This is a genomic window from Pedobacter soli (genome assembly GCF_900101435.1).
Lineage (GTDB): Bacteria > Bacteroidota > Bacteroidia > Sphingobacteriales > Sphingobacteriaceae > Pedobacter > Pedobacter soli.
Genome location: NZ_FMZH01000002.1, coordinates 564,040 through 584,872 on the forward strand (window position 1 = coordinate 564,040; position 20,833 = coordinate 584,872).

Here is a 20,833-nt window from a genome sequence, read left to right on the forward strand (position 1 = left end):
TTAAATCTGATTACCTGATCAACGTTACCGAACCCGAATATTTAACACTGTTATTGGCGATGTTAGTGCCAAGTATTACGTAATAATACACACCAACAGGTAGCGGATTGCCTTTAAAAGTACCATTCCAGTTTTCAAATATGTTATCGGTAAAGAAAACCTGGTTACCCAGACGGTTATAAATTTGAACACAATATTTCTTGAGGTTGGTTATACCAATAATCAATTCATCGTTAATCCCATCGCCATTTGGAGAGAAAGCGTTTGGAACAAATGTAGATGCATTTTTTTTGATGGTTAAATCGCCCTGGGTAACTGAATTTGAACAGCCATTTTTAGAAAATGCAGTTAAAGTAATGCTGAATACTCCTTCACTTTGAAATATATGTGTAGGGTTTTGTTCTGTTGAAATAAGGCCATCGCCAAAATTCCACTCAAAAAAATCGCCATAAAGCGATGTATTGGTAAACGTTATAGGGATGGGAGCCGCAAATTTGGTATTAAAGGTGGGGTCGGTATAAAAATTAGCAACCGGAATTTTGGCAATAGGTGGAACAATAATACTGGCAGGGTCGGAGCTACAGGTTCCTGAGGTTAATACAACCTCATATCTTCCTGCCTGATTAAAGTCTGTAATGGGAATCTCTATCGCATTTGTGGTTGCGCTATAATTGTTTGGTCCGCTCCAGGCATAAGTTATGCCAGCCTGTTCGGGTACCGATAACCTGATCACATCTTTAATGCAAAATAAAGGTTGATTCATGCTAATCTCAGGTTTTTCGGGCTTTATTTCAACCAAAATATCTTTGTTAACCGTAGAAATACAGCCATTATTGGTTTCAACCGTTAAAGTGATTGTTTTAAGCCCGGTTGATGCAAAAGTTAAAATTTTACTGTCGTTAGCGGTGGCCAGCTGGCTTTTTATGTCCGGGCCAAAATCCCAGGTGAGTTTTGTATAATTTTTAGAAGTGTTAACGAACGAGAAGGTCTGATCTGGCTCGCATTTATTGTTAACAACAATTGAAAATTCGGCTTCAGGCTTTAAATCGACAGATAAAATATCGACAGAATTTACCTCACTCACACAATCCCCAACCTGAACGTAAAGCTTATATGTGCCAATTATTTCCGGTCCTGTGGCCGGAATTTCGGGGTTTTGAACTTCAGAAGTATAACCATTTGGCCCCGACCAGTGGTAGGTAGCTAAATTTAAAAACGGCGTTGATAACTTTAACACATCTCCCTGGCATAAATTAACCTTTGAAGCGGTTATCGCTGGTTTAGCAGGTGTATTTGCTACAATAAAAGTTTGGGTAGTTACTACATTACAGCCATTTGTACCCTTTGCTTCTAAAACTACAACCTTCTCTCCCGGGGTATTATAAGTGATGGTAAAAGGACCGGCTGTGTTAGCCGATGCCAAACTTGCCCCCTCACCAAACGACCATTTTAAGGAAGCGAAATTAGTGGCTTTACTTTCAAAAATATAGGCCTGACTATCCGTACAGGGATTTATTTTCTGAACATCAATTTCGGCAGTTGGGCCTGCGAAATCAGCGGTACCATCAAATTCTAAGGTAAAACCATTGTTTCCTGAAGAAAAATTATCAATAAGTATGGCGTAAACATGGTCTTGCTCAAGCTCGACATATTTTACAAAACCATTTTGACCGGGTGGGCAGCCAGATGACTCGGTTAAATCGGTTTCTGTCATGCTCAATCCGGTTTTATAATAAGAAGGGCTACAAGTTACGCCACTACCCGATGCACAACGTATGGCAGTTGCGGCACTTATTTTACTACAATCGCCATTCACTCCTAAATCATAAAAAATCCAGTCAATATCGTTCGTGGTAACTGTTGGCGTTATTACAAAAGTAAAATCGCCGGGTTTGGCGGCCTTAAACATATACCAGGCAGAGTTAGATTCTGTACCCAGGCAAGTTCCGGCTGATTCGTGATTATTTGCTCCCGTACCGCTAACATTTAACTGGGTAAAGGTTTCTTTTGTGCACAGTACCGAAAACGTTCCGCAATCCTGTCCTGGTTTTATGGGTGGGAAATAATTATCGATACAAAGTTTAAAAGTACCGGTCGCATCATTATTCGCGCTTACCCTAACATAATAAACTTGTCCCACGCTTAAAGCGCCTTTGTATAACGAACTAACATTATTTGATGTGGCCACCGTGCCGGGGAGCTCGCTTATAGAGCCTGTTGTGGCATCAAATGAGTACAGGGCAACCAGGGGATTAACTAAAGTATTTGCATCGTTAGCATTGATTTTTCCGGTAACAGAAATATTTACATCGAATTTAGATGCCGTAAACTTAAACCAAACATCTTTGCCAACGGCAGGCCAGCTTAAAGCTTTATTATAGTTACTTGAAGTGGCTTCCAGATTGTTAAATTCGGCATCACCACTACAATAAGCACTTGTATTGGTAATATTGATGGCGTTTATCAGTTCATCATTCACAGGAGGTGCAAACTTTCCAAAGACAGAAAGATTTAGTGATACCAAAAACGTGAGAAGTAATGAAAAGCGCATATCGTAAAAATATTAAAAATTGCATTCATTTCGAATCATTTTGATTGTTAATGATTTGTTAATATTAAACTTGCAACTTATGGCAACTAATGCATAGCAAATGATTAAGGCAAGCGATTTTGGTCAGAACTTTACCTGGGGTGTGGCTGCGGCTGCGGCACAAATAGAAGGTGCAACAAACCAGTATGGCAAAGGGCCTTCTATATGGGATACCTTTGCGGCAAAAAGCGGTAAAATAAAACGAAACCATAAATTAGATCCGGCCTGCGATTTCTATCACCGCTATGTGGAGGATGTTGCACTGGTAAAACTGCTTGGCTTTAAGGTGTTCAGGTTCTCAATTGCCTGGTCGAGGATTTTACCACTGGGCAGGGGGGAAATTAATCAGGAAGGCATTCGCTTTTACCATAACCTGATTGATGAATGCCTTACTCAGGGCATTATTCCTTATGTTACGCTCTACCATTGGGATTTACCCCAGGCGCTTGAAGATGAAGGCGGCTGGACCAGCTTTAGCATTAATGCTGCCTTTAATGCTTTTGTGAGCATTTGTGCACTTGAATATGGCGATAAAGTAAAAAACTGGATTGTACTGAACGAACCTTTTGGTTACACTTCTCTGGGCTATATGCTGGGTGTACATGCGCCTGGTAAAACGGGTCTAAGCAATTTCTTTCCCGCAGTTTTGCATACCGCCTTAGCACAGGCCGAAGGTGGTAAAATTTTACGTGCTGAGGTAGCCAAAGCCAATATTGGTACAACCTATTCCTGCTCCGAAATACTTCCCTATACCCAGAGTGATAACGATATACTGGCTGCCAAAAGGGTAGATTGTTTAATGAACCGTTTATTTGTTGAGCCTGCCCAGGGCGTGGGCTTTCCAACTGCCGATTGGGATGTGCTCGAGAAATTTCAGATGGAATATGGTACCTGGCGACTGCAGGACAGGATGAAGTTTGATTTTGATTTTATCGGCCTGCAAAATTATTTTCCTTTAACCGTAAAATACAATGCCTTTATCCCGGTAATACAGGCCTGGGAAGTGAAAGCCAAAGGCCGGAAAAAGCCGCATACCGCTATGGGTTGGGAAATAAATGCCGATAGCTTTTACAATATTGTAAAACAGTTTGCCAGCTATCCCAATATTAAAAACATCATGATTACCGAAAATGGTGCGGCCTATCACGATAAGCTAAGTAATGGAAATATTGTTGATGCTGAGCGCATCGATTATTTTAAACTTTACCTGGCCGCACTGCTAAAGGCTAAAAACGAAGGCATTAACATTACCGGTTATATGGCCTGGACACTGATGGATAATTTTGAGTGGGCAGAAGGTTTTAATGCACGCTTTGGTTTGGTTTATACCGATTTTCATACCCAGAAACGAACGATAAAGTACTCTGGCTATTGGTGGCAGGAGTTTTTAAAAGTTTAGACTTTTGGGAAGCTATCTAAATATTACAAGTAAGTTTTTGGTAACAAATGCTGGAAATCTTTATCTTAACAGAGACTTAAAATTTTCGCTAACCATAAAACTCACTCATGAACGACAGAACCATAGTTTACAGTACCTATTACAATCCCATCGAGGCCAATATTATTAAAGCCAGATTGGAAGACAGTGGTTTTTCATGCTTTCTGGCCGATGAAAATGTTTCTACCATTCAGCCGCTTTATAACCAGGCCATAGGCGGCGTTAAACTGATTGTTTTTGAGCGTGATGTGGAAGCCATTAATACTTTGCTGGCCGAAGATCACAGCAACATGGTTTACGAATATGCAGATGAAGCTGATGAAACAGAAGAAGAAGTAAGCGCTGTTGACTGCACCAATTGCGGATCTAAAAACGTAAGCTATGGCATGGCTACCAATAAAAAACACAGTGTATGGGCAACTATATTGGCTTTTTTAACCCTTACTACACCAATTCAGGCCAATAAATGTTACCACTGTTATGATTGTGGAAATGAGTTTGAAAGAGTGTAATTCTATTTTTTTACACCGTCAATTTAACCGCAGAGCGTGAATGACTGCTTTTTTATGCGCGATGTAATTCCCCTCTGCAAGAGGGGTGTCCGTAAGGACGGGGTGTTTAATTTGCTCTACTTCTTTTACTGACCAAAAACAAAAAATCCCGTTCTGATTTAACAGAACGGGATTGATATTTTACATCCAGACTTCGGACTTCCGACTCCAGACTTTCCGACTAAAGTGCAGCTTTTGCAGCAGCTTCAGCCCTGATGATATTTAACGCACCACCAGCTTTAAACCAGTCTATTTGTTGCGCATTGTAACTGTGGTTAACCGGGAACTGCTCGGTAGTGCCATCAGCATGGTGCAATACCAATGTTAACGGTTTATCAGGAGCAAACTCCGTTAAGCCTAAAATGTCGATCGTATCGTCTTCTAAGATTTTATCGTAATCGTCTTTATCGGCAAAGGTTAAGCCCAGCATACCTTGTTTTTTAAGGTTGGTTTCGTGGATACGGGCAAAAGATTTAACCAATACCGCACGTACACCTAAATGACGAGGTTCCATTGCTGCATGCTCGCGTGATGAGCCTTCACCGTAATTTTCATCACCCACTACAATTGAACCTAAACCAGCGGCTTTATAATCGCGCTGTGTAGCCGGAACAGGTCCGTACTCACCGGTTAATTCGTTTTTAACAGTATCCGTTTTATCGTTAAAATAATTTACTGCACCGATTAACATGTTGTTAGAAATGTTATCCAGGTGACCACGGAATTTTAACCAAGGACCAGCCATCGAAATGTGGTCGGTAGTACATTTACCTTTAGCTTTTATTAATAGTTTTAGGCCTTTAAGGTCGGTACCTTCCCATGGAGCGAACGGATCCAGCAATTGCAAACGGTGCGAAGTGGGCGAAACCAAAACCTGTACTTTTGAACCATCGGCAGCCGGTGCCTGGAAACCTGCATCTTCTACAGCGAAACCTTTGGTTGGTAGCTCGTAACCGGTAGGAGGGTCTAATTTAACCTGTTCACCTTTATCGTTGGTTAAAGTATCGGTTAGTGGGTTAAAACCTAAATTACCCGAAATGGCAATGGCGGCAACCATTTCTGGCGAAGCTACAAAAGCATAAGTATTCGGATTACCATCTGCACGTTTAGCAAAGTTTCTGTTAAACGAGTGTACAATGGTGTTTTTTTCTGCTTTCTCTGCACCTGTACGGTCCCACATACCAATACATGGTCCGCAGGCATTGGTAAAGATCGTCGCATTTAAATCTTCGAAAGTTTTTAAATAACCATCGCGATCTGCAGTGTAACGTACTTGCTCAGAGCCTGGATTAATACCAAACTCAGCTTTGGTTACCAAACCTTTGGCAATAGCCTGGTTGGCAATAGAAGCTGCTCTCGATAAATCTTCGTAAGAAGAGTTGGTACAAGAACCAATTAAGCCCCATTCTACTTTTAAAGGCCAGCCATTTTTCTCCGCTTCAGTTTTCATTTGCGAAACCGGAGTAGCTAAATCTGGTGTAAAAGGACCATTTAAATAAGGTTCTAAAGTATCTAAATCGATCTCAATAACCTGATCGAAGTAATTTTCAGGATCGGCATAAACTTCAGGGTCGCCGGTTAAATAAGCTGCAATTTTGTTGGCCTCATCTGCTACTTCGTTTCTGTTTGTGGCGCGCAGATAACGCTCCATACTTTCGTCGTAACCAAAAGTAGAAGTGGTTGCACCAATTTCGGCCCCCATATTACAAATGGTACCTTTACCGGTACAGCTCATTGATGTAGCACCATCGCCAAAATATTCAACAATTGCTCCGGTACCGCCCTTTACGGTTAAAATACCCGCAACTTTCAGAATCACATCTTTTGCGGCAGTCCAGCCGTTTAATTTGCCCGTTAGCTTTACCCCAATTAACTTAGGGAATTTTAGCTCCCATGGTAAACCAGCCATTACATCGCAGGCATCGGCACCACCAACGCCAATGGCTACCATGCCTAAACCGCCGGCGTTTACCGTGTGCGAGTCGGTACCAATCATCATCCCTCCGGGGAAAGCATAGTTTTCTAAAACAACCTGGTGGATAATACCTGCTCCTGGTCTCCAGAAACCGATACCATATTTATTGGATACAGATGATAAGAAATCAAAAACTTCTGCACTTTCTGTTCTGGCATGAGGTAAATCTATGGCAGCACCTTCTTTAGCCGTGATTAAGTGATCACAATGCACGGTTGAAGGAACCGCAACCTGCGGGCGCCCCGCCTGCATAAACTGCAATAAAGCCATTTGGGCTGTAGCATCTTGCATCGCTACGCGGTCTGGTGCAAAATCTACATAGTCAGCACCACGTTTAAATGCCGTTTTAGGATCTCCATCCCAAAGGTGTGCATACAATATTTTTTCAGATAAGGTTAAAGGTCTGCCTACAACTTTACGTGCCGCCTCAACGCGGCTACCAAAGTTTGCATACACCTTTTTAATCATGTCTATATCAAAAGCCATACTTTAATTTTTTATAATTATTGTCAATAAGGTACTATCTAAATTAAACAATTTTAAACACAGTTATTTTTAAGATTTGTCATAATCTGTTATTTAAAACCATTCTATGCAATACTTTCTGCAAAAGAAAAGGCTACCTGATTGTCTCGGATAGCCTCTTCTGTTATTTAACAATTAATATGTTTTTTTGTTTCCTACTGTTTTGTAGAGATAGGGGTAAACTTGGTTAAGTTAATGCCTTCTACCGCTACTTTGTATTCTTCGATGCTTGGAATACGACCTAAGATAGCCGAAAGTACAACTACTGGTGTAGAAGCCAGTAAAGACTCACCTTTTTTACCATCTCTGTCTTCTACCACACGACCCTGGAATAAACGTGTAGAAGTAGCCATTACGGTATCGCCTTTAGCAGCTTTCTCCTGGTTACCCATACATAAGTTACAACCCGGACGCTCTAAATACATGATGTTTTCATATTCGGTACGGGCTACGCTTTTAGGAAGTGCATCGCTGAACTCAAATCCAGAGTATTTTTGTAAGTATTCCCAGTCGCCTTCTGCTTTCAACTCATCAATAATATTGTAAGTAGGAGCAGCAACTACCAATGGCGCTTTAAATTCTACTTTACCGGTTTGGTTCTCTACGTTTTTTAACAGTTGAGAAACGATTTTTAAATCGTCTTTGTGTACCATGCAAGAACCTACGAAACCAAGGTCTACTTTTTTATCGCCACCGTAGTAAGTTAAATCTCTGATGGTATCGTGAGTATAACGTTTAGATACATCGGCGTTATTTACATCCGGATCGGCAATCATCGGTTCGTTGATTAAATCCAGGTCAATTACTACTTCGGCATAATATTTAGCATTGTCATCTGGTGTTAAAGCAGGTTTAATACCCGTTTTAATTTCTTCAATACGTTTGTTTGCTTTGTTAATCAATCCCTGAAGCACCTGGTTATGGTTGTCCATACCTTTGTCGATCATGATTTGAATACGGTTTTTAGCAATTTCCAGCGATTGGATTAAAGTATCATCCTGAGAAATACAGATAGATGCTTTGGCTTTCATCTCCGCAGTCCAGTCGGTAAAGGTAAAGGCCTGGTCAGCCAGTAAAGTACCGATGTGTACCTCGATGATACGGCCCTGGAATACGTTTTCGCCATCAAATTGCTGCAACATTTGCAATTGCGTAGCATGAACCACATCACGGAAATCCATGTGCTCTTTCATGGCACCTTTGAAGGTTACTTTCACCGACTCAGGAATTGGCATAGAAGCCTCGCCAGTGGCCAGTGCTAATGCTACAGTACCAGAATCGGCACCGAAAGCCACACCTTTTGACATACGGGTATGCGAGTCACCGCCGATGATGATTGCCCATTCATCAATAGTAATGTCGTTCAATACTTTGTGAATAACATCGGTCATTGAATGATAAGTACCTTTAGGGTCGCGAGCAGTAATTACACCGAAATCATTCATAAACTTCATCAGTTTAGGAATATTGGCTTGCGCTTTTTTATCCCAAACAGATGCAGTGTGGCAACCTGACTGGTAAGCACCATCAACAATCGGAGAAATGACTGTAGCAGCCATGGCCTCTAATTCCTGAGCTGTCATTAAACCGGTAGTATCTTGCGAACCTACAATGTTCACCTCTACACGCACATCAGAACCAGCATGTAGTACTTTACCTGGTGTTAAACCTACCGCATTTCTGTTGAATATTTTTTCTACAGCTGTTAAGCCCTGTCCTTCAACAGAAACTTCTTTAGCCGGAGCAAATACAACCGGAGCTTCGATACCTAAAGTTTTGGCCGCAAATGTTTGGATTTTTTTACCGAAAACGATAGCGTAAGAACCACCGGCTTTGATAAACTCCATTTTTTGAGGAGTTAATGCTTTCGCGATATCAATTAGCTCCTGATCTCCGTTATATAATTTTTTGGTTTTGGTATTAATCGTTAGCACAGTTCCGGTTGCTACTGAATATACCTCTTCTAAAACCGGTTCGTCGTTTTCATTGCGTACCACATTGCCGTTCTCATCAGTTTTCTTTACCCAGTTTTTAAGGTCGATACCAATACCACCGGTTACATCAACTGTTGTTAAGAAAATCGGCGAAATACCATTGGTACCACCCACAATTGGGGCAATGTTTACAAAGGGAACATACGGACTTGATTGTTTACCTGTCCAAAGAGCCACATTGTTTACACCCGACATACGCGAAGAACCTACACCCATGGTGCCTTTTTCGGCTACCAGCATTACACTTTTATCAGGATGTTGTGCCTGAAGGTCTCTGATGGCCTGTTGTGCTTCTGGCGTAATCATGCATTTACCGTGTAACTCACGATCAGAACGTGAGTGCGCCTGGTTACCCGGAGATAATAAATCGGTAGAAATATCGCCAATACCAGCAATAAAGGTTACTACTTTAATTTCTTCGGCAACAGCAGGTAATTCAGTAAAGAATTCGGCTTTTGCGTAACTTTCTAATATTTCTTTGGCAATGGCATTACCATTGTTGTAAGCCTCTTTTAAACGATCGGTATCTGCATCGTATAAGAAAACCTGTGTTTTAAGCACATCAGCTGCTTTTTTAGCTTTATCGCCATTGTCAGCTAAAGCGATGTCCAATAAAACTTTAATAGAAGGACCACCCTTCATGTGCGATAACAGTTCGAAAGCAAAATCAGGTGTAATTTCAGCAACAACAGTTTCACCTGCAATAATTTCTTTCAAAAACTGGGCTTTAACACCCGCTGCAGCTGTGGTACCCGGCAGGGTATTGTATATGAAAAAATTAACAGCATCTGCCCTGTTAAAATTATTTACATTTTTAATCTGATCGATGATTTCGCTCAATAATTCGGCGCCATCAATAGGTTTAGGGTGAAGATCTTGGCTTTTTCTCTCTTCAATCTCCTGGATATAATCGTTATAAATACTCATCTTAGATATTTTATTCTTTTTTCGCTAAGTTTTGCGTAATAAAATACACCTTTCCCAAAAGAATACTATTATTTGTAATTAATTTGTGGTTATCAACCCAAAAAAATGAATTTTTGGATAAAACAAAAATAATAAAAAGCAAGCTTTAAATGGAATTAAAGCAGGTAATTGCGCAATTTGGAATTGTTCTAAACTACGAAAATTGATGTTAATGGCAAGTCATAAAAAACGATAAACCTTCTGGGAAAATCAATCAAATTTATTACCTCATCTTAACTTTTGTAAAGTAGAAGAATGATTAATCTAAACAGGTATTACTATCAACATCATAATAAAAGCCCAGGCTTTTTGCTTTTAAATTCCCCAGAGTATCAATGTAAACTTTAAATGGTTCAGTTTTTACTGTGCATTTATGAAATTTTACGAGGTACAATTCGTAACCGTTTTTAACTTTTTTGAAAGAGCTGCCAATGGGGCGGTTATGATCGACATCAAAGCCTTTAATGCTGGCAATAAGTAATGCCTCTTCAATTGAGTTGACAGAAGTCAGAAACCGGATCAACTGCTTCTCATTTGTCACTAAATTTACGCTGTCTTTTTCTATATATGCAATGTAATAATAACCGCGCCACATTTGATTTTTGAAACCAGATTTAGGTGTATTAAACTTGATGTTCATTAATTTTGAGATATTACCTTTTGAAGTAATGATTTCAGTTTGTGGATTACGCACTCCTCCCATATCTTGGCGAAAGCATGCCCAGTATTCATATTGCCTTGTTGGTAAAATACCCTTAATCAGATCTTCAGTTTTTAAAAGCTTATCCGGAATGCGTTCAAAACTTTTATCCGGCTTAGTTTGGCATGATAAAAAATAAATTGAAAAAGAGGACACTAAAACATAAAGCATTAATCGAAATTGTTTCATAAATCTTTTTTTATTTGATGCCTGAAGTGGTAGATTTCCATAACCGTTCAATTCCGTACAGTTTTGTCCGTTTTTGAACAGCAGAAAATTGATGAGCTGGTTAAAAGCCTGTTATAGCTCATTAGCGTAAGCGCTGCAACTTCTGGCATAGCAATGGCTAAAGCGTAGCGAATGTAAAACCCTTTTCGGTAAAATGGGCTAAAACCTTTGGAAGTGCGTATGCCAAACGATCAAATGCTTTTAAACTATCGTGAAAAACAATTATAGAACCATTTTCGGTATGTTTAATCACATTTTGGAAGCATTTTTCGGGCGAAAGATTAACGTCGAAATCGCCGCTGAGTACGTCCCACATTACGATTTGCAGTTGGGAGTTTTCAGTTTGGAGTTTGGCGTTGGGGTTCAGGTTCCAAACTAACGACTCCAAACTCCGAACCTGGCTCTTTTTGATTCTCCCGTAAGGTGGACGAAAGAGATTGGTTTGGGTAAGTTGCTGGCATTTTAGCGTGTTTTCGAGATAGGTTTTATTGTCGGTTTTCCAGCCCTTTAAGTGGTTGAAAGTGTGGTTGCCAATGGCATGTCCGTCGGCTTTTAAGCGTTCAAAAACTTCGGGATGTTTTACAATATTATCGCCGATGCAAAAAAATGTAGCTTTTGCGTTAAAGACTTTTAAAGTTTTTAATACAAAATCTGTAACATTGGGTATGGGTCCATCGTCAAAGGTCAGATAAATAACTTTTTCGGTGCGGGATTTATTCCATAACAATGATGGATAATACCATTTTAGCAGAAGCGGTGATTTGATCAGGTACATTTAAGCTCAAAGTTAGTAAATGCCTGTACAGATTGAAATTATTAAAGTTGTTTATATAGATTTGAAACAAATTATGAAGATGTTTACCAAGAAGAAGTTAATTACCGGTTTTACTTTTGTTGCTGCGCTCGGTTTTGTCAATATTGTCAATGCCCAACAAGTAATCACCATCCAGCAAGCTGTTGAAAATACCTTAAAAAATAACCTGACAATTAAACAAGCTCAATTCAGCGCTGCTATTTCTGAGGAAAATTTAACACAATCAAAATATTCAGTTTATCCAAATTTAAACGCCAGTGTAAATCCGAATTTAACATTTGGACGTGGTTTGGATCAAACAACTTTCCAGGTTACCAATCAAACATCATTATATACCAGTGGTAACTTAAGTACAAATGTTGATGTATTTCAGGGTTTCACGAAAATAAACCAGATCAGACAGAACAAAATTCTTTTGGATGCCGATAAAAGCAACATAGAAAAGGTTAAAAATGATTTGATTTTAAATGTTGTTAATGCCTACCTACAGGTGTTGTATAATACCGATCTGGAACGTGCTTCTAAAGAACAATTGGATATTGCCAGAAAAACCCTGGCCCGCGAAAATGCTTTGCTTGATGCAGGTAATAAAACATTGGCCGATGTTTCTCAGGCTAAATCTCAGGCTGCTACTGCAGAACTTAACCTAACAAATGCCCAAAATGCACTTGCTATTTCCTACCTAACCTTAGGGCAGTTAATGGAAATGCAACCCAGTCAAAAATTTGTGGTGCAAGCGCCTTTAATTGATAATATTAAAGCAGCTTCGAATGCCGTGAGTGCAGAAGAAATTTACAATAATGCATTAAATATTTTTCCGGATATTAAGCTGGCTAATTTAAGATCGCTAGCCGCAAAACAGGGCATTGCCGTAGCAAAAGGTGCATATTCACCTTCGTTAAGCCTGGGTGCCGGATTAAATACTTCATATTCTTATCAGTTTAACTACAACGGATTAACACCTCAGGCCTCATTTGCAGACCAGATTAATCAAAGATTAGGACAAAGTATAGGCATGAGTTTGCAGATTCCAATTTTCAATGGCTTTTCTGCCCGTACAAGTGTGAGAAAGGCAAAAATAAATTACCAGAATACCTTAGTTCAGGAACAATTGGCCAAGAACAACCTCAATAAAGTTATTTTTCAGGCCACGACAGATTTAAAAGCTGCCGAAAGCCGATATACTTCTACACAAAATGCTTTTAATGCGCAAAAAGATGCCTTTTATGTAGTTGAACAACGTTACAACGTAGGTTTGGTAAACTCATTGGATTATAGTACAGCGCAAACCAACAGAAATAAAGCTGAGATCGATTTTATACAAGCTAAATACGATCTTATCTTTAGAGCTAAGGTTATTGACTATTACTTAGGTAAACAAATTACTTTTTAAGATTAAAGCAAAAGGTAACATTAAAACCTTCCAACTTTAAAACATTACAACTTTAATAAACAAACGAAATACAATACATAAATTATGAAACTGAAGCATATTATTATTACCGTAGTTGCGATTATAGCGCTCCTGGTTATACTAAAACTCGCTGGTGTAATTGGTGGCGATAAAACTGAAAAGGTAACTACAGAAAAAGCATCAGATAAAACTGTTGTTGAAACAGTTACGGCCAGTGGTAAAATCCAGCCGGAAACCGAAGTTAAATTAAGTTCGGAGGTATCGGGCGAGGTAGTAGAACTTAAAGTAAAAGAAGGCGATATTGTTAAAGCAGGCCAGTTGTTATGTAAAGTACGTCCGGATGTATTGCAATCAGGTTACGAAAGAACCGTGGCTACTTTTAATGCACAGAAAGCCAGTGTAGCTGCGGCACAACAGCAACTTGCCCAGAATCAGGCTAACTTTGTAAATGCTGAGGCAACTTACAAACGTAATGTCGAGCTTTTCAATAAAAAAGTAATTTCGGCTTCAGAGTTCGATTCGGCTAAAGCCGCATTTTTAACAGCTAAAGCAAATTTAGCAAGTGCAAAAGAAAATGTAACCGGTGCTAAATTTACTTTAGAACAAACGGGAGCAAATGTAAAAGAAGCAGGTGCTAACTTAGCTAAAACCACTATTTATGCACCAGTTGATGGTGTGGTTTCTAAATTATCAATCGAGTTGGGCGACCGTATTTTAGGAACTTCGCAGATGGCAGGTACCGAGATTATGCGTATTTCGAACCTTTCATCAATGGAAGTTAACGTTGATGTAAACGAGAACGATATTACCCGTGTTAAAGTTGGCGATAAAGCTTCAATCGAAGTGGATGCATTTTCAGATAAAAAATTCAGAGGTGTGGTTACCGAAATTGCAAGTTCATCAACAGCTGTTGGAACTACAACATCTACATCGGTAGATCAGGTAACCAATTTCTCGGTAAAAATCAGGATCAGTGAAGAAATGGAGGGCAAGCAGCAATCTATTTTCCGTCCGGGTATGTCGGCAACTGTAGATATTGAAAGCGAATCGTTAACCGGATTGGCCATTCCGATCCAGGCGGTATTTACCGATAATGCAAAATCGGGTAGCGATAATAATAACCAGGGCAATCAGGAAAATACCGATAAGCAAAAATCGAAACTAACCGATAAAAAGGTTAAGCAATATGTGTATGCTTATGATGCTAAAAGCAAAAAGGTTAAAAAAACAGAGGTTACTACAGGTATTCAGAACGATCAGTTTATCATTGTAAAATCGGGTGTTAAAGCTGGGGCCGAAATTGTAACCGGTCCGTATTCTGCCATTCAGAACAAATTGAAAGACGGTATGGTTGTAGAAAAAACATCTAAAGACCAATTGTTTAGCAAAGACGCGAAGAAGTAAGGTATATTTAACCATAATAAATAATTAAATTGTCCCGGTTTAAAACATTAAACCGGGATTTTTATTTTATAATCATGGTACCTAAAATAGCAATGATAGGGGGCGGGAGCTGGGCTACTGCCATCGTAAAAATGCTTGCAGATAATTTATCTGAGAAAGAGATTTTTTGGTGGATGCGTAATGAAACAGCGATTGAGCACATTAAAAAATTTAAGCACAATCCGCATTACCTCAGTTCTGTTGAGTTAAAGCTCAACCAGGATAATATCTCATCAGATATCAATTCGATTATAAAATCGGCCGATTTTGTTATTTTAAATGTTCCTGCAGCCTTTTTAAAAGAAACACTCTCGGTTATAACGCCCGAAGATTTAAAGGGCAAGAAAATAGTATCGGCCATTAAAGGGATTGTACCTGAAGATAACCTGATTATTGGCGAATTTTTGCACCAGAATTACCATATTCCGTATCACGATATTTTGGTAGTGAGCGGCCCATGCCATGCCGAAGAAGTAGCCCTGGAGAAATTATCTTACCTTACCATAGCCTGCACAGATATTGTGAAAGCGGCGGCATTTGCCTCTATTTTAAATACCCGTTACATTAAAACCAACGTTTCTGATGATATTTTCGGTACCGAATATGCTGCGGTTTTAAAAAATATTTATGCAGTAGCTAGTGGCATTTGCCATGGTTTGGGTTATGGCGATAATTTTCAGGCAGTGCTCATTAGCAATGCCATACGCGAAATTAAGCGCTTTGTAGATGTTGTGCATCCCATTGACCGCGATATTAAAGAATCGGCTTACCTGGGCGATTTATTGGTAACTGCTTACTCGCAATTTAGCCGCAACCGAACCTTTGGTAATATGGTGGGTAAAGGGTACACCGTAAAATCGGCACAGTTAGAAATGAATATGGTGGCCGAAGGTTACTATGCTGCAAAATGCATGCATATCAAAAACCAGGAGTATAATGTTGATATGCCTATCTGTAAGGCGGTTCACAGCATCATTTACGAAAAACGTTCGCCGCAGATAGAGATGAAACTACTGGCCGAAAGGTTGAACTAAGCAGCCTTTACCTGCACTTTATAATGTGCTTAGCCCTGGGCGCAGCGGCATCCCCGAAGCGCAGCTATCGTGTAGATACAGCTTTTGCAAATCCCGCTACACTATACGTCATTGCCAGCTTGACTGGCTATCTTAATGCAGTAAAAAGGCTAGTGAACATAAAGTTGTAAAGCAGGTTTTGTGCTTATCGGTTACTGCAGTCCTTCTTTTCGCTATTATCTTTTTGTGAGGGCTTAGTTGAAACATTTTGGTTAGTGCACCAAAAAGGATAACCGCTGCAATAAGGTTTATTTAACAAAAGGCAGTTTAAGAAACCAGGCAGCGCTTTGCAAATTGCTGGTACATCCTGAACTTTGTGCTTTGCAACAACTGTGTTTTTAGCCCCCTGCCCGTTGCAGGCGGGTGGGCGCAGCGGCATCCCTGAAACGCAGCGAAAGGATATAGCGGAGCACAGGAACAGGCTTTAATATTTGGTGCTGCACTTGCGCTTCAAAAAAGAATAAGAATTACTTGTAAATCAGTTTTGTGGCCTTTAAGCACGCCAAACATCCTTATTAAATTACACGTGGCTGCTTAAAAAAATATATTTTAAACTTTATTTATATCTATGTAACAGAAATAAAACAAATGTTACCATCAGCTGTTATCAGTTTAAATAAAAAATATAGCTGTCATGAAAAAGAAATTAGTAATGGGTTTATTAACAATGGCCTTAATTGGCGGTGTAACCCTTAGCGTTAACGCACAAGAAAAGAAAAAAACTGAGGTTGGTAAAGCATTAGATCATACCGGTAAAGCCATAAGTAAAGGGGCTAAATCTGTTGGTAATAAAACCGCCGAAGTAGCCGTAAAAGGCAGCTCTAAAGTAGCCGATAAAACCTGGAAAGGTAAAATGGCACCAGACGGTTCTGATGTTTATATTAACGGAAAGAACGAAAAATATTATGTAAATGCTAAAGGGGCTAAGATCTGGTTAAAACCAAGCCAGATTAAAGACAGGCCAGCGTCTAAAAATTAGACTATTCGTCATTGCGAGGAGGCTTTTTCAGCCGACGAAGCAATCTCTATGAGGATTCGCTGATATAAAAGATTGCTTCGTCGTTCCTCCTCGCAATGACGATACTATAAGTGTATTGGTTAATGGTGCATAGAGCGAGCATTTCGCCATCCTCAATATGGCAAACTTCTAAAGGAAAATAAGGCTTGTGATAAATCCTGCTTTTATTATAAGGAGTTGAATCAACACAATAGCCCTGAAACTAAAAATCCCGAAAGCAAGCCTTCGGGATTTTTAAACAGTTATATTTTATTAAACAATTGTGCCGTACAAATCGAAATCTTCTGCTCTGTCAACCTTAACATTCACAAAGCTTCCGTTGGCAGCATATCCTGTAGCCGCATCAATTAATACTTCATTATCTACCTCAGGCGAATCGAATTCGGTTCTGCCTACAAAGAAATCGCCTTCTTTTTTATCAATCAGTACTTTAAAGGTCTTGCCTACTTTTTCCTGATTAATATCAAATGAAATACCTTGCTGTATTTCCATAATATCATCTACGCGTTGCTGTTTTACTTCTTCAGGAACATCATCAACCAGTGTATGGGCATGTGTTTTTTCTTCGTGCGAGTAGGTAAAGCATCCCAGGCGATCAAATTTGGTTTCGGCAACCCATTCTTTCATCTCTTCAAAATCGCGTTCTGTTTCGCCCGGATAACCGCATATTAAAGTGGTACGCATGGCAATATTAGGTACCTTATCTCTAATCTGGTTAACCAGATCGATGGTTTTCTGTTTGGTGGTACCACGACGCATTGATTTTAGCATATTATCGGTAATGTGCTGCAATGGCATATCCAGGTATTTGCAGATGTTATCGCGCTCGTTCATGGCATCTAAAATTTCCATTGGGAAACCAGAAGGGTAGGCGTATTGCAGGCGGATCCATTCAATACCCGGTACATCTGATAAGCGGCGCATCAATTCATCCAGTTTACGTACACCGTAAAGATCCAAACCGTAGTAGGTAAGGTCCTGCGCAATCAGGATCAGCTCTTTGGTGCCATTTTTAGCCAGTATTTTGGCTTCGTTGACCAATTCTTCCATCGGCTTGCTCATATGCTTACCGCGCATTAGCGGAATGGCACAGAAAGAACATGGACGGTTACAGCCTTCGGCAATTTTAAAATAAGCAAAGTGAGATGGGGTAGTGAGTAAACGCTCGCCAATCAGCTCATGTTTGTAATTTGCACCCAGCTCGTGCAAGATGTTTTGTAAATCGTTGGTGCCAAAAAAGGCATCAACGTTGGTAATTTCCGATTCCAGTTCGGGTTTATAACGTTCAGAAAGGCAACCGGTAACCACAACCTTACCAATTTTACCAGCTTCTTTCAGCTCGCTAAATTGGAGGATGGTATCAATTGATTCTTGTTTGGCGTTATCGATAAAACCGCAGGTATTAATTACTACGATATCATCTTTACCCATTTTGTCTGATTCGTGGGTAACATTTAGGTTGTTGCCGCGCAACTGACCCATTAATACTTCAGAATCGTATATGTTTTTAGAGCAACCTAAAGTTATCACATTGATTTTAGGTTGTTTAATTGCTGTTTTACTGCGTACTACTTTAGTATTCATCTTTTACACTTAATCTTTACTGTTATTAAAAGTAAGGAGATCGTCACCCTAAATTATTTCTTAAACAAGAGATGCTGAAATAAATTCAGCATGACGAATGGTTGATAGTTTACTTAAACAAACTATTCACAAACTCCTTTTTATCGAAGAGTTGCAAATCATTAATTTTTTCGCCTACACCAATATATTTAACCGGAATTTTAAACTGATCGGAAATACCGATTACTACACCACCTTTAGCTGTTCCGTCTAATTTGGTGATGGCTAAAGCATTTACATCAGTGGCTTCGGTAAACTGTTTACACTGCTCAAAGGCATTTTGGCCGGTTGAGGCATCCAGTACCAGTAAAATCTCGTGAGGTGCACCCGGAACTACCTTTTGCATTACCTGTTTAATCTTACCCAGCTCGTTCATCAAGCCGATTTTGTTGTGCAAACGACCTGCTGTATCGATAATTACAACATCTTCGTTGTTGGCAACAGCCGATTGTAGTGTATCAAAAGCTACAGAAGCAGGATCTGAGCCCATGGCCTGCGCCACAACCCGAACACCTACACGCTCGCCCCAAAGTTTAATCTGGTCAACTGCGGCAGCCCTGAAAGTATCAGCAGCACCTAAAACAACCTTTAAGCCCGATTCTTTAAGTTTATGGGCAAGCTTTCCAATAGTAGTGGTTTTACCAACACCATTTACGCCCACAACCATAATTACATAAGGCTTATGGTCGCCATATTCAAACTGGCGGAAATCGTTGCTGTTATTCTCTGATAAGAGTAACTGGATCTCATCGCGAAGAATAAAATTCAGCTCCGAAGTATTCAGGTATTTATCGCGTGCAACGCGGTCTTCAATACGTTTAATGATTTTTAAGGTGGTACTAACACCTACATCAGAAGTAACCAGCACTTCTTCGAGGTTATCGAGTACTTCATCATCAACAGCAGATTTACCGGCAACAGCTTTGGTAATTTTACTAAAGAAACCGTCTTTTGTTTTCTCTAAACCTTTATCCAGTGCTTCCTGAGCTTCAGGTGCGGTTTCTTTCTTTTTGAAAAAGTCAAATAAGCCCATATCTAAATTTTATATAACAAAAAAAGCCCTCCCGGTTAAAACGGAACGGCCTGTAATATTTTCAATATTAAAAAATATTAACCTTATTTAGATGCAATAGCATCTTTTACGTGGTCGTTGTGTACGATAAGCTCTTTGAATGAGTAAGCACCAGTTTTAGGTGATTTTACCATTGTAATTACTTTCGAATATTCTTTACCTGTACCTGTTTTAAGGGTTGCAACTACTTTCTTTGCCATGTTCTTATAATTTTAATTATTAGATTTGAGATATCAGACATTAGATTTAAGACTTGCAAAATGCTTTAGTCTTTAAGCTTTGGTCTTTTATCCTTAACCTATTTAATTTCTTTATGTACGGTTACTTTTCTCAATACCGGGTTGAATTTTTTCAATTCTAAACGCTCAGTAGTGTTTTTACGGTTTTTGGTAGAAATATATCTAGACATACCTGGCATGCCACTTTCTTTGTGCTCAGTACATTCTAAAATAACCTGAACTCTGTTACCTTTTTTTGCCATTTTAATATTAGTTGTAAACTGTTAATCTCAACAGTTAATGTTTTTTACAAAAATCCTTTTTTTACGAAACGGTTGATTGCTTCGCTAATACCCACTTTATTGATGGTTTTAATCGCTGAAGTAGAAACTTTCAACGTAATCCAACGGTCTTCTTCAGGGATATAAAATTTCTGAAGTTTCAAATTAGGATAAAATTTGCGTTTGGTTTTAACGTTCGAGTGTGATACGTTATTACCTTTCATTGCCATTTTTCCTGTTAAATCACAAACTCTTGACATGACTTGTAAATATAGTTGTTAAATATCGTCGCTTAATTTTTTTAAGAGTGTGCAAATATCTGAATAATAATTGTAAAAGACAAGAGGGCGTGTGTTATTTTTTTAAATTTACATCTATATCCCACTTTCCAGGTTCTAAAAGTTCAAAATCAAGGCTTTCACCCATAAATTCTACAACCAGATGGAGAGGGAACTCCGGGTTTGTTAAGGTATAAAGTGTTGCTGTTTTGCTAGCTGTTTCGGCCTTCATATCAACATACTTTCCTTTAAGAATTTTTACATTTGAAATGGTTGGGTTTGTAGCTTCACCATATTGCTTATTGCCCTGCAATATTGCAGTTTTAACAGTATTTGAATTTGCATCTGTACTCATAAAACCGATTTTTAGGTATAAAACCTGTTCCTTAGATTTTTTATTCCTGCTAATAAAAACTTCATTTATATTTTCAGTTTTACTGATCAATAAATATTGACTGGTTTTTTTTAGTGTGTCTGTTGTTTTAGTGAATAGGTTTTCAGACGCAAACACTTGAAATGAAAGCGTTAATAAAAAACAAAATAATACTGAGCTAATTAATTTCTTCATACCTGTAAAAATAAATAATTTTGATCAAACGTTTGATATTCATTTTGATACGATTTAACTATTT

General features: G+C 39.1%; 17 protein-coding genes. 6 read left to right on the forward strand and 11 right to left on the reverse strand.

Going from position 1 to position 20,833, the window contains the following annotated elements; all coding sequences use genetic code 11:
- Nucleotides 1-10 precede the first annotated feature (10 nt).
- Nucleotides 11-2,551: a PKD domain-containing protein gene (locus tag BLR37_RS06350; RefSeq protein WP_090766001.1), complete on the reverse strand. Its 2,541-nt coding sequence runs from the start codon at nucleotides 2,549-2,551 to the stop codon at nucleotides 11-13.
- A 100-nt stretch (nucleotides 2,552-2,651) separates the two neighbouring features.
- Between BLR37_RS06350 and BLR37_RS06355 the strand changes: the two genes are divergently transcribed.
- Nucleotides 2,652-3,989, forward strand: a complete 1,338-nt coding sequence (locus tag BLR37_RS06355) for a GH1 family beta-glucosidase (protein WP_090766004.1) — start codon at nucleotides 2,652-2,654, stop codon at nucleotides 3,987-3,989.
- Nucleotides 3,990-4,096: 107 nt separating this feature from the next.
- Nucleotides 4,097-4,540 carry a putative signal transducing protein gene (locus BLR37_RS06360; RefSeq protein ID WP_090766007.1) on the forward strand — a complete coding sequence of 148 codons (444 nt, stop codon included), beginning with the start codon at nucleotides 4,097-4,099 and terminating at the stop codon, nucleotides 4,538-4,540.
- Nucleotides 4,541-4,760: 220 nt separating this feature from the next.
- Here BLR37_RS06360 and BLR37_RS06365 read toward each other — a convergent pair whose 3' ends face one another.
- From BLR37_RS06365 to BLR37_RS06380, 4 genes are all read right to left on the reverse strand, one after another.
- Complete coding sequence (locus tag BLR37_RS06365) at nucleotides 4,761-7,040, reverse strand: aconitate hydratase (protein WP_090766010.1); 2,280 nt, start codon at nucleotides 7,038-7,040, stop codon at nucleotides 4,761-4,763.
- 194 nt (nucleotides 7,041-7,234) lie between these two features.
- Entirely contained in the window at nucleotides 7,235-10,000 is a 2,766-nt protein-coding gene (locus tag BLR37_RS06370; RefSeq protein ID WP_039478958.1) for a bifunctional aconitate hydratase 2/2-methylisocitrate dehydratase, read from the reverse strand.
- A gap of 298 nt (nucleotides 10,001-10,298) precedes the next feature.
- The gene (locus tag BLR37_RS06375) at nucleotides 10,299-10,928 is read right to left on the reverse strand and encodes a hypothetical protein (protein ID WP_143009545.1); all 630 of its coding nucleotides are present in this window, start codon (nucleotides 10,926-10,928) and stop codon (nucleotides 10,299-10,301) included.
- Between the two features lie 157 nt (nucleotides 10,929-11,085).
- Nucleotides 11,086-11,742, reverse strand: a complete 657-nt coding sequence (locus BLR37_RS06380; protein WP_090766015.1) for a polysaccharide deacetylase family protein — start codon at nucleotides 11,740-11,742, stop codon at nucleotides 11,086-11,088.
- Between the two features lie 73 nt (nucleotides 11,743-11,815).
- On the opposite strand from BLR37_RS06380, the gene BLR37_RS06385 reads away from it, so the two are divergent.
- From BLR37_RS06385 to BLR37_RS06405, 4 genes are all read left to right on the forward strand, one after another.
- The gene (locus tag BLR37_RS06385) at nucleotides 11,816-13,174 is read left to right on the forward strand and encodes a TolC family protein (RefSeq protein WP_090766562.1); all 1,359 of its coding nucleotides are present in this window, start codon (nucleotides 11,816-11,818) and stop codon (nucleotides 13,172-13,174) included.
- Between the two features lie 84 nt (nucleotides 13,175-13,258).
- On the forward strand, nucleotides 13,259-14,599 hold the full coding sequence (locus tag BLR37_RS06390) for an efflux RND transporter periplasmic adaptor subunit (RefSeq protein WP_090766018.1): 1,341 nt from the start codon (nucleotides 13,259-13,261) through the stop codon (nucleotides 14,597-14,599).
- 74 nt (nucleotides 14,600-14,673) lie between these two features.
- The gene (locus BLR37_RS06395) at nucleotides 14,674-15,672 is read left to right on the forward strand and encodes an NAD(P)H-dependent glycerol-3-phosphate dehydrogenase (protein WP_244154608.1); all 999 of its coding nucleotides are present in this window, start codon (nucleotides 14,674-14,676) and stop codon (nucleotides 15,670-15,672) included.
- Between the two features lie 673 nt (nucleotides 15,673-16,345).
- Nucleotides 16,346-16,690, forward strand: a complete 345-nt coding sequence (locus BLR37_RS06405) for a hypothetical protein (RefSeq protein ID WP_090766024.1) — start codon at nucleotides 16,346-16,348, stop codon at nucleotides 16,688-16,690.
- Nucleotides 16,691-16,981: 291 nt separating this feature from the next.
- On the opposite strand, the gene rimO is transcribed toward BLR37_RS06405, so the two are convergent.
- The 6 genes from rimO to BLR37_RS06435 all read right to left on the reverse strand — a co-directional run bounded on the left by rimO (nucleotide 16,982) and on the right by BLR37_RS06435 (nucleotide 20,769).
- Nucleotides 16,982-18,313 (reverse strand): 30S ribosomal protein S12 methylthiotransferase RimO, encoded by a 1,332-nt coding sequence (gene rimO / locus BLR37_RS06410; RefSeq protein WP_090766026.1) that lies wholly within the window; start codon nucleotides 18,311-18,313, stop codon nucleotides 16,982-16,984.
- Nucleotides 18,314-18,422: 109 nt separating this feature from the next.
- Nucleotides 18,423-19,385 (reverse strand): signal recognition particle-docking protein FtsY, encoded by a 963-nt coding sequence (gene ftsY, locus BLR37_RS06415; protein WP_039478945.1) that lies wholly within the window; start codon nucleotides 19,383-19,385, stop codon nucleotides 18,423-18,425.
- Between the two features lie 83 nt (nucleotides 19,386-19,468).
- Nucleotides 19,469-19,624, reverse strand: a complete 156-nt coding sequence (locus BLR37_RS06420) for a DUF4295 domain-containing protein (protein WP_010599808.1) — start codon at nucleotides 19,622-19,624, stop codon at nucleotides 19,469-19,471.
- A gap of 98 nt (nucleotides 19,625-19,722) precedes the next feature.
- The gene (gene rpmG, locus BLR37_RS06425) at nucleotides 19,723-19,905 is read right to left on the reverse strand and encodes a 50S ribosomal protein L33 (protein ID WP_010599807.1); all 183 of its coding nucleotides are present in this window, start codon (nucleotides 19,903-19,905) and stop codon (nucleotides 19,723-19,725) included.
- Nucleotides 19,906-19,949: 44 nt separating this feature from the next.
- Entirely contained in the window at nucleotides 19,950-20,183 is a 234-nt protein-coding gene (gene rpmB / locus BLR37_RS06430; protein ID WP_010599806.1) for a 50S ribosomal protein L28, read from the reverse strand.
- Nucleotides 20,184-20,277: 94 nt separating this feature from the next.
- Entirely contained in the window at nucleotides 20,278-20,769 is a 492-nt protein-coding gene (locus BLR37_RS06435) for a hypothetical protein (RefSeq protein WP_090766028.1), read from the reverse strand.
- Between the last annotated feature and the right edge of the window lie 64 nt (nucleotides 20,770-20,833).

Excerpts from the sequence above, each read along its gene's own strand:
- BLR37_RS06350 (WP_090766001.1), bottom strand. The coding sequence starts at position 2,551 with ATGCGCTTTTCATTACTTCTCACGTTTTTGGTATCACTAAATCTTTCT.
- BLR37_RS06355 (WP_090766004.1), top strand. The coding sequence starts at position 2,652 with ATGATTAAGGCAAGCGATTTTGGTCAGAACTTTACCTGGGGTGTGGCT.
- BLR37_RS06360 (WP_090766007.1), top strand. The coding sequence starts at position 4,097 with ATGAACGACAGAACCATAGTTTACAGTACCTATTACAATCCCATCGAG.
- BLR37_RS06365 (WP_090766010.1), bottom strand. The coding sequence starts at position 7,040 with ATGGCTTTTGATATAGACATGATTAAAAAGGTGTATGCAAACTTTGGT.
- BLR37_RS06370 (WP_039478958.1), bottom strand. The coding sequence starts at position 10,000 with ATGAGTATTTATAACGATTATATCCAGGAGATTGAAGAGAGAAAAAGC.
- BLR37_RS06375 (WP_143009545.1), bottom strand. The coding sequence starts at position 10,928 with ATGAAACAATTTCGATTAATGCTTTATGTTTTAGTGTCCTCTTTTTCA.
- BLR37_RS06380 (WP_090766015.1), bottom strand. The coding sequence starts at position 11,742 with ATGTACCTGATCAAATCACCGCTTCTGCTAAAATGGTATTATCCATCA.
- BLR37_RS06385 (WP_090766562.1), top strand. The coding sequence starts at position 11,816 with ATGAAGATGTTTACCAAGAAGAAGTTAATTACCGGTTTTACTTTTGTT.
- BLR37_RS06390 (WP_090766018.1), top strand. The coding sequence starts at position 13,259 with ATGAAACTGAAGCATATTATTATTACCGTAGTTGCGATTATAGCGCTC.
- BLR37_RS06395 (WP_244154608.1), top strand. The coding sequence starts at position 14,674 with ATGGTACCTAAAATAGCAATGATAGGGGGCGGGAGCTGGGCTACTGCC.
- BLR37_RS06405 (WP_090766024.1), top strand. The coding sequence starts at position 16,346 with ATGAAAAAGAAATTAGTAATGGGTTTATTAACAATGGCCTTAATTGGC.
- rimO (WP_090766026.1), bottom strand. The coding sequence starts at position 18,313 with ATGAATACTAAAGTAGTACGCAGTAAAACAGCAATTAAACAACCTAAA.
- ftsY (WP_039478945.1), bottom strand. The coding sequence starts at position 19,385 with ATGGGCTTATTTGACTTTTTCAAAAAGAAAGAAACCGCACCTGAAGCT.
- BLR37_RS06420 (WP_010599808.1), bottom strand. The coding sequence starts at position 19,624 with ATGGCAAAGAAAGTAGTTGCAACCCTTAAAACAGGTACAGGTAAAGAA.
- rpmG (WP_010599807.1), bottom strand. The coding sequence starts at position 19,905 with ATGGCAAAAAAAGGTAACAGAGTTCAGGTTATTTTAGAATGTACTGAG.
- rpmB (WP_010599806.1), bottom strand. The coding sequence starts at position 20,183 with ATGTCAAGAGTTTGTGATTTAACAGGAAAAATGGCAATGAAAGGTAAT.
- BLR37_RS06435 (WP_090766028.1), bottom strand. The coding sequence starts at position 20,769 with ATGAAGAAATTAATTAGCTCAGTATTATTTTGTTTTTTATTAACGCTT.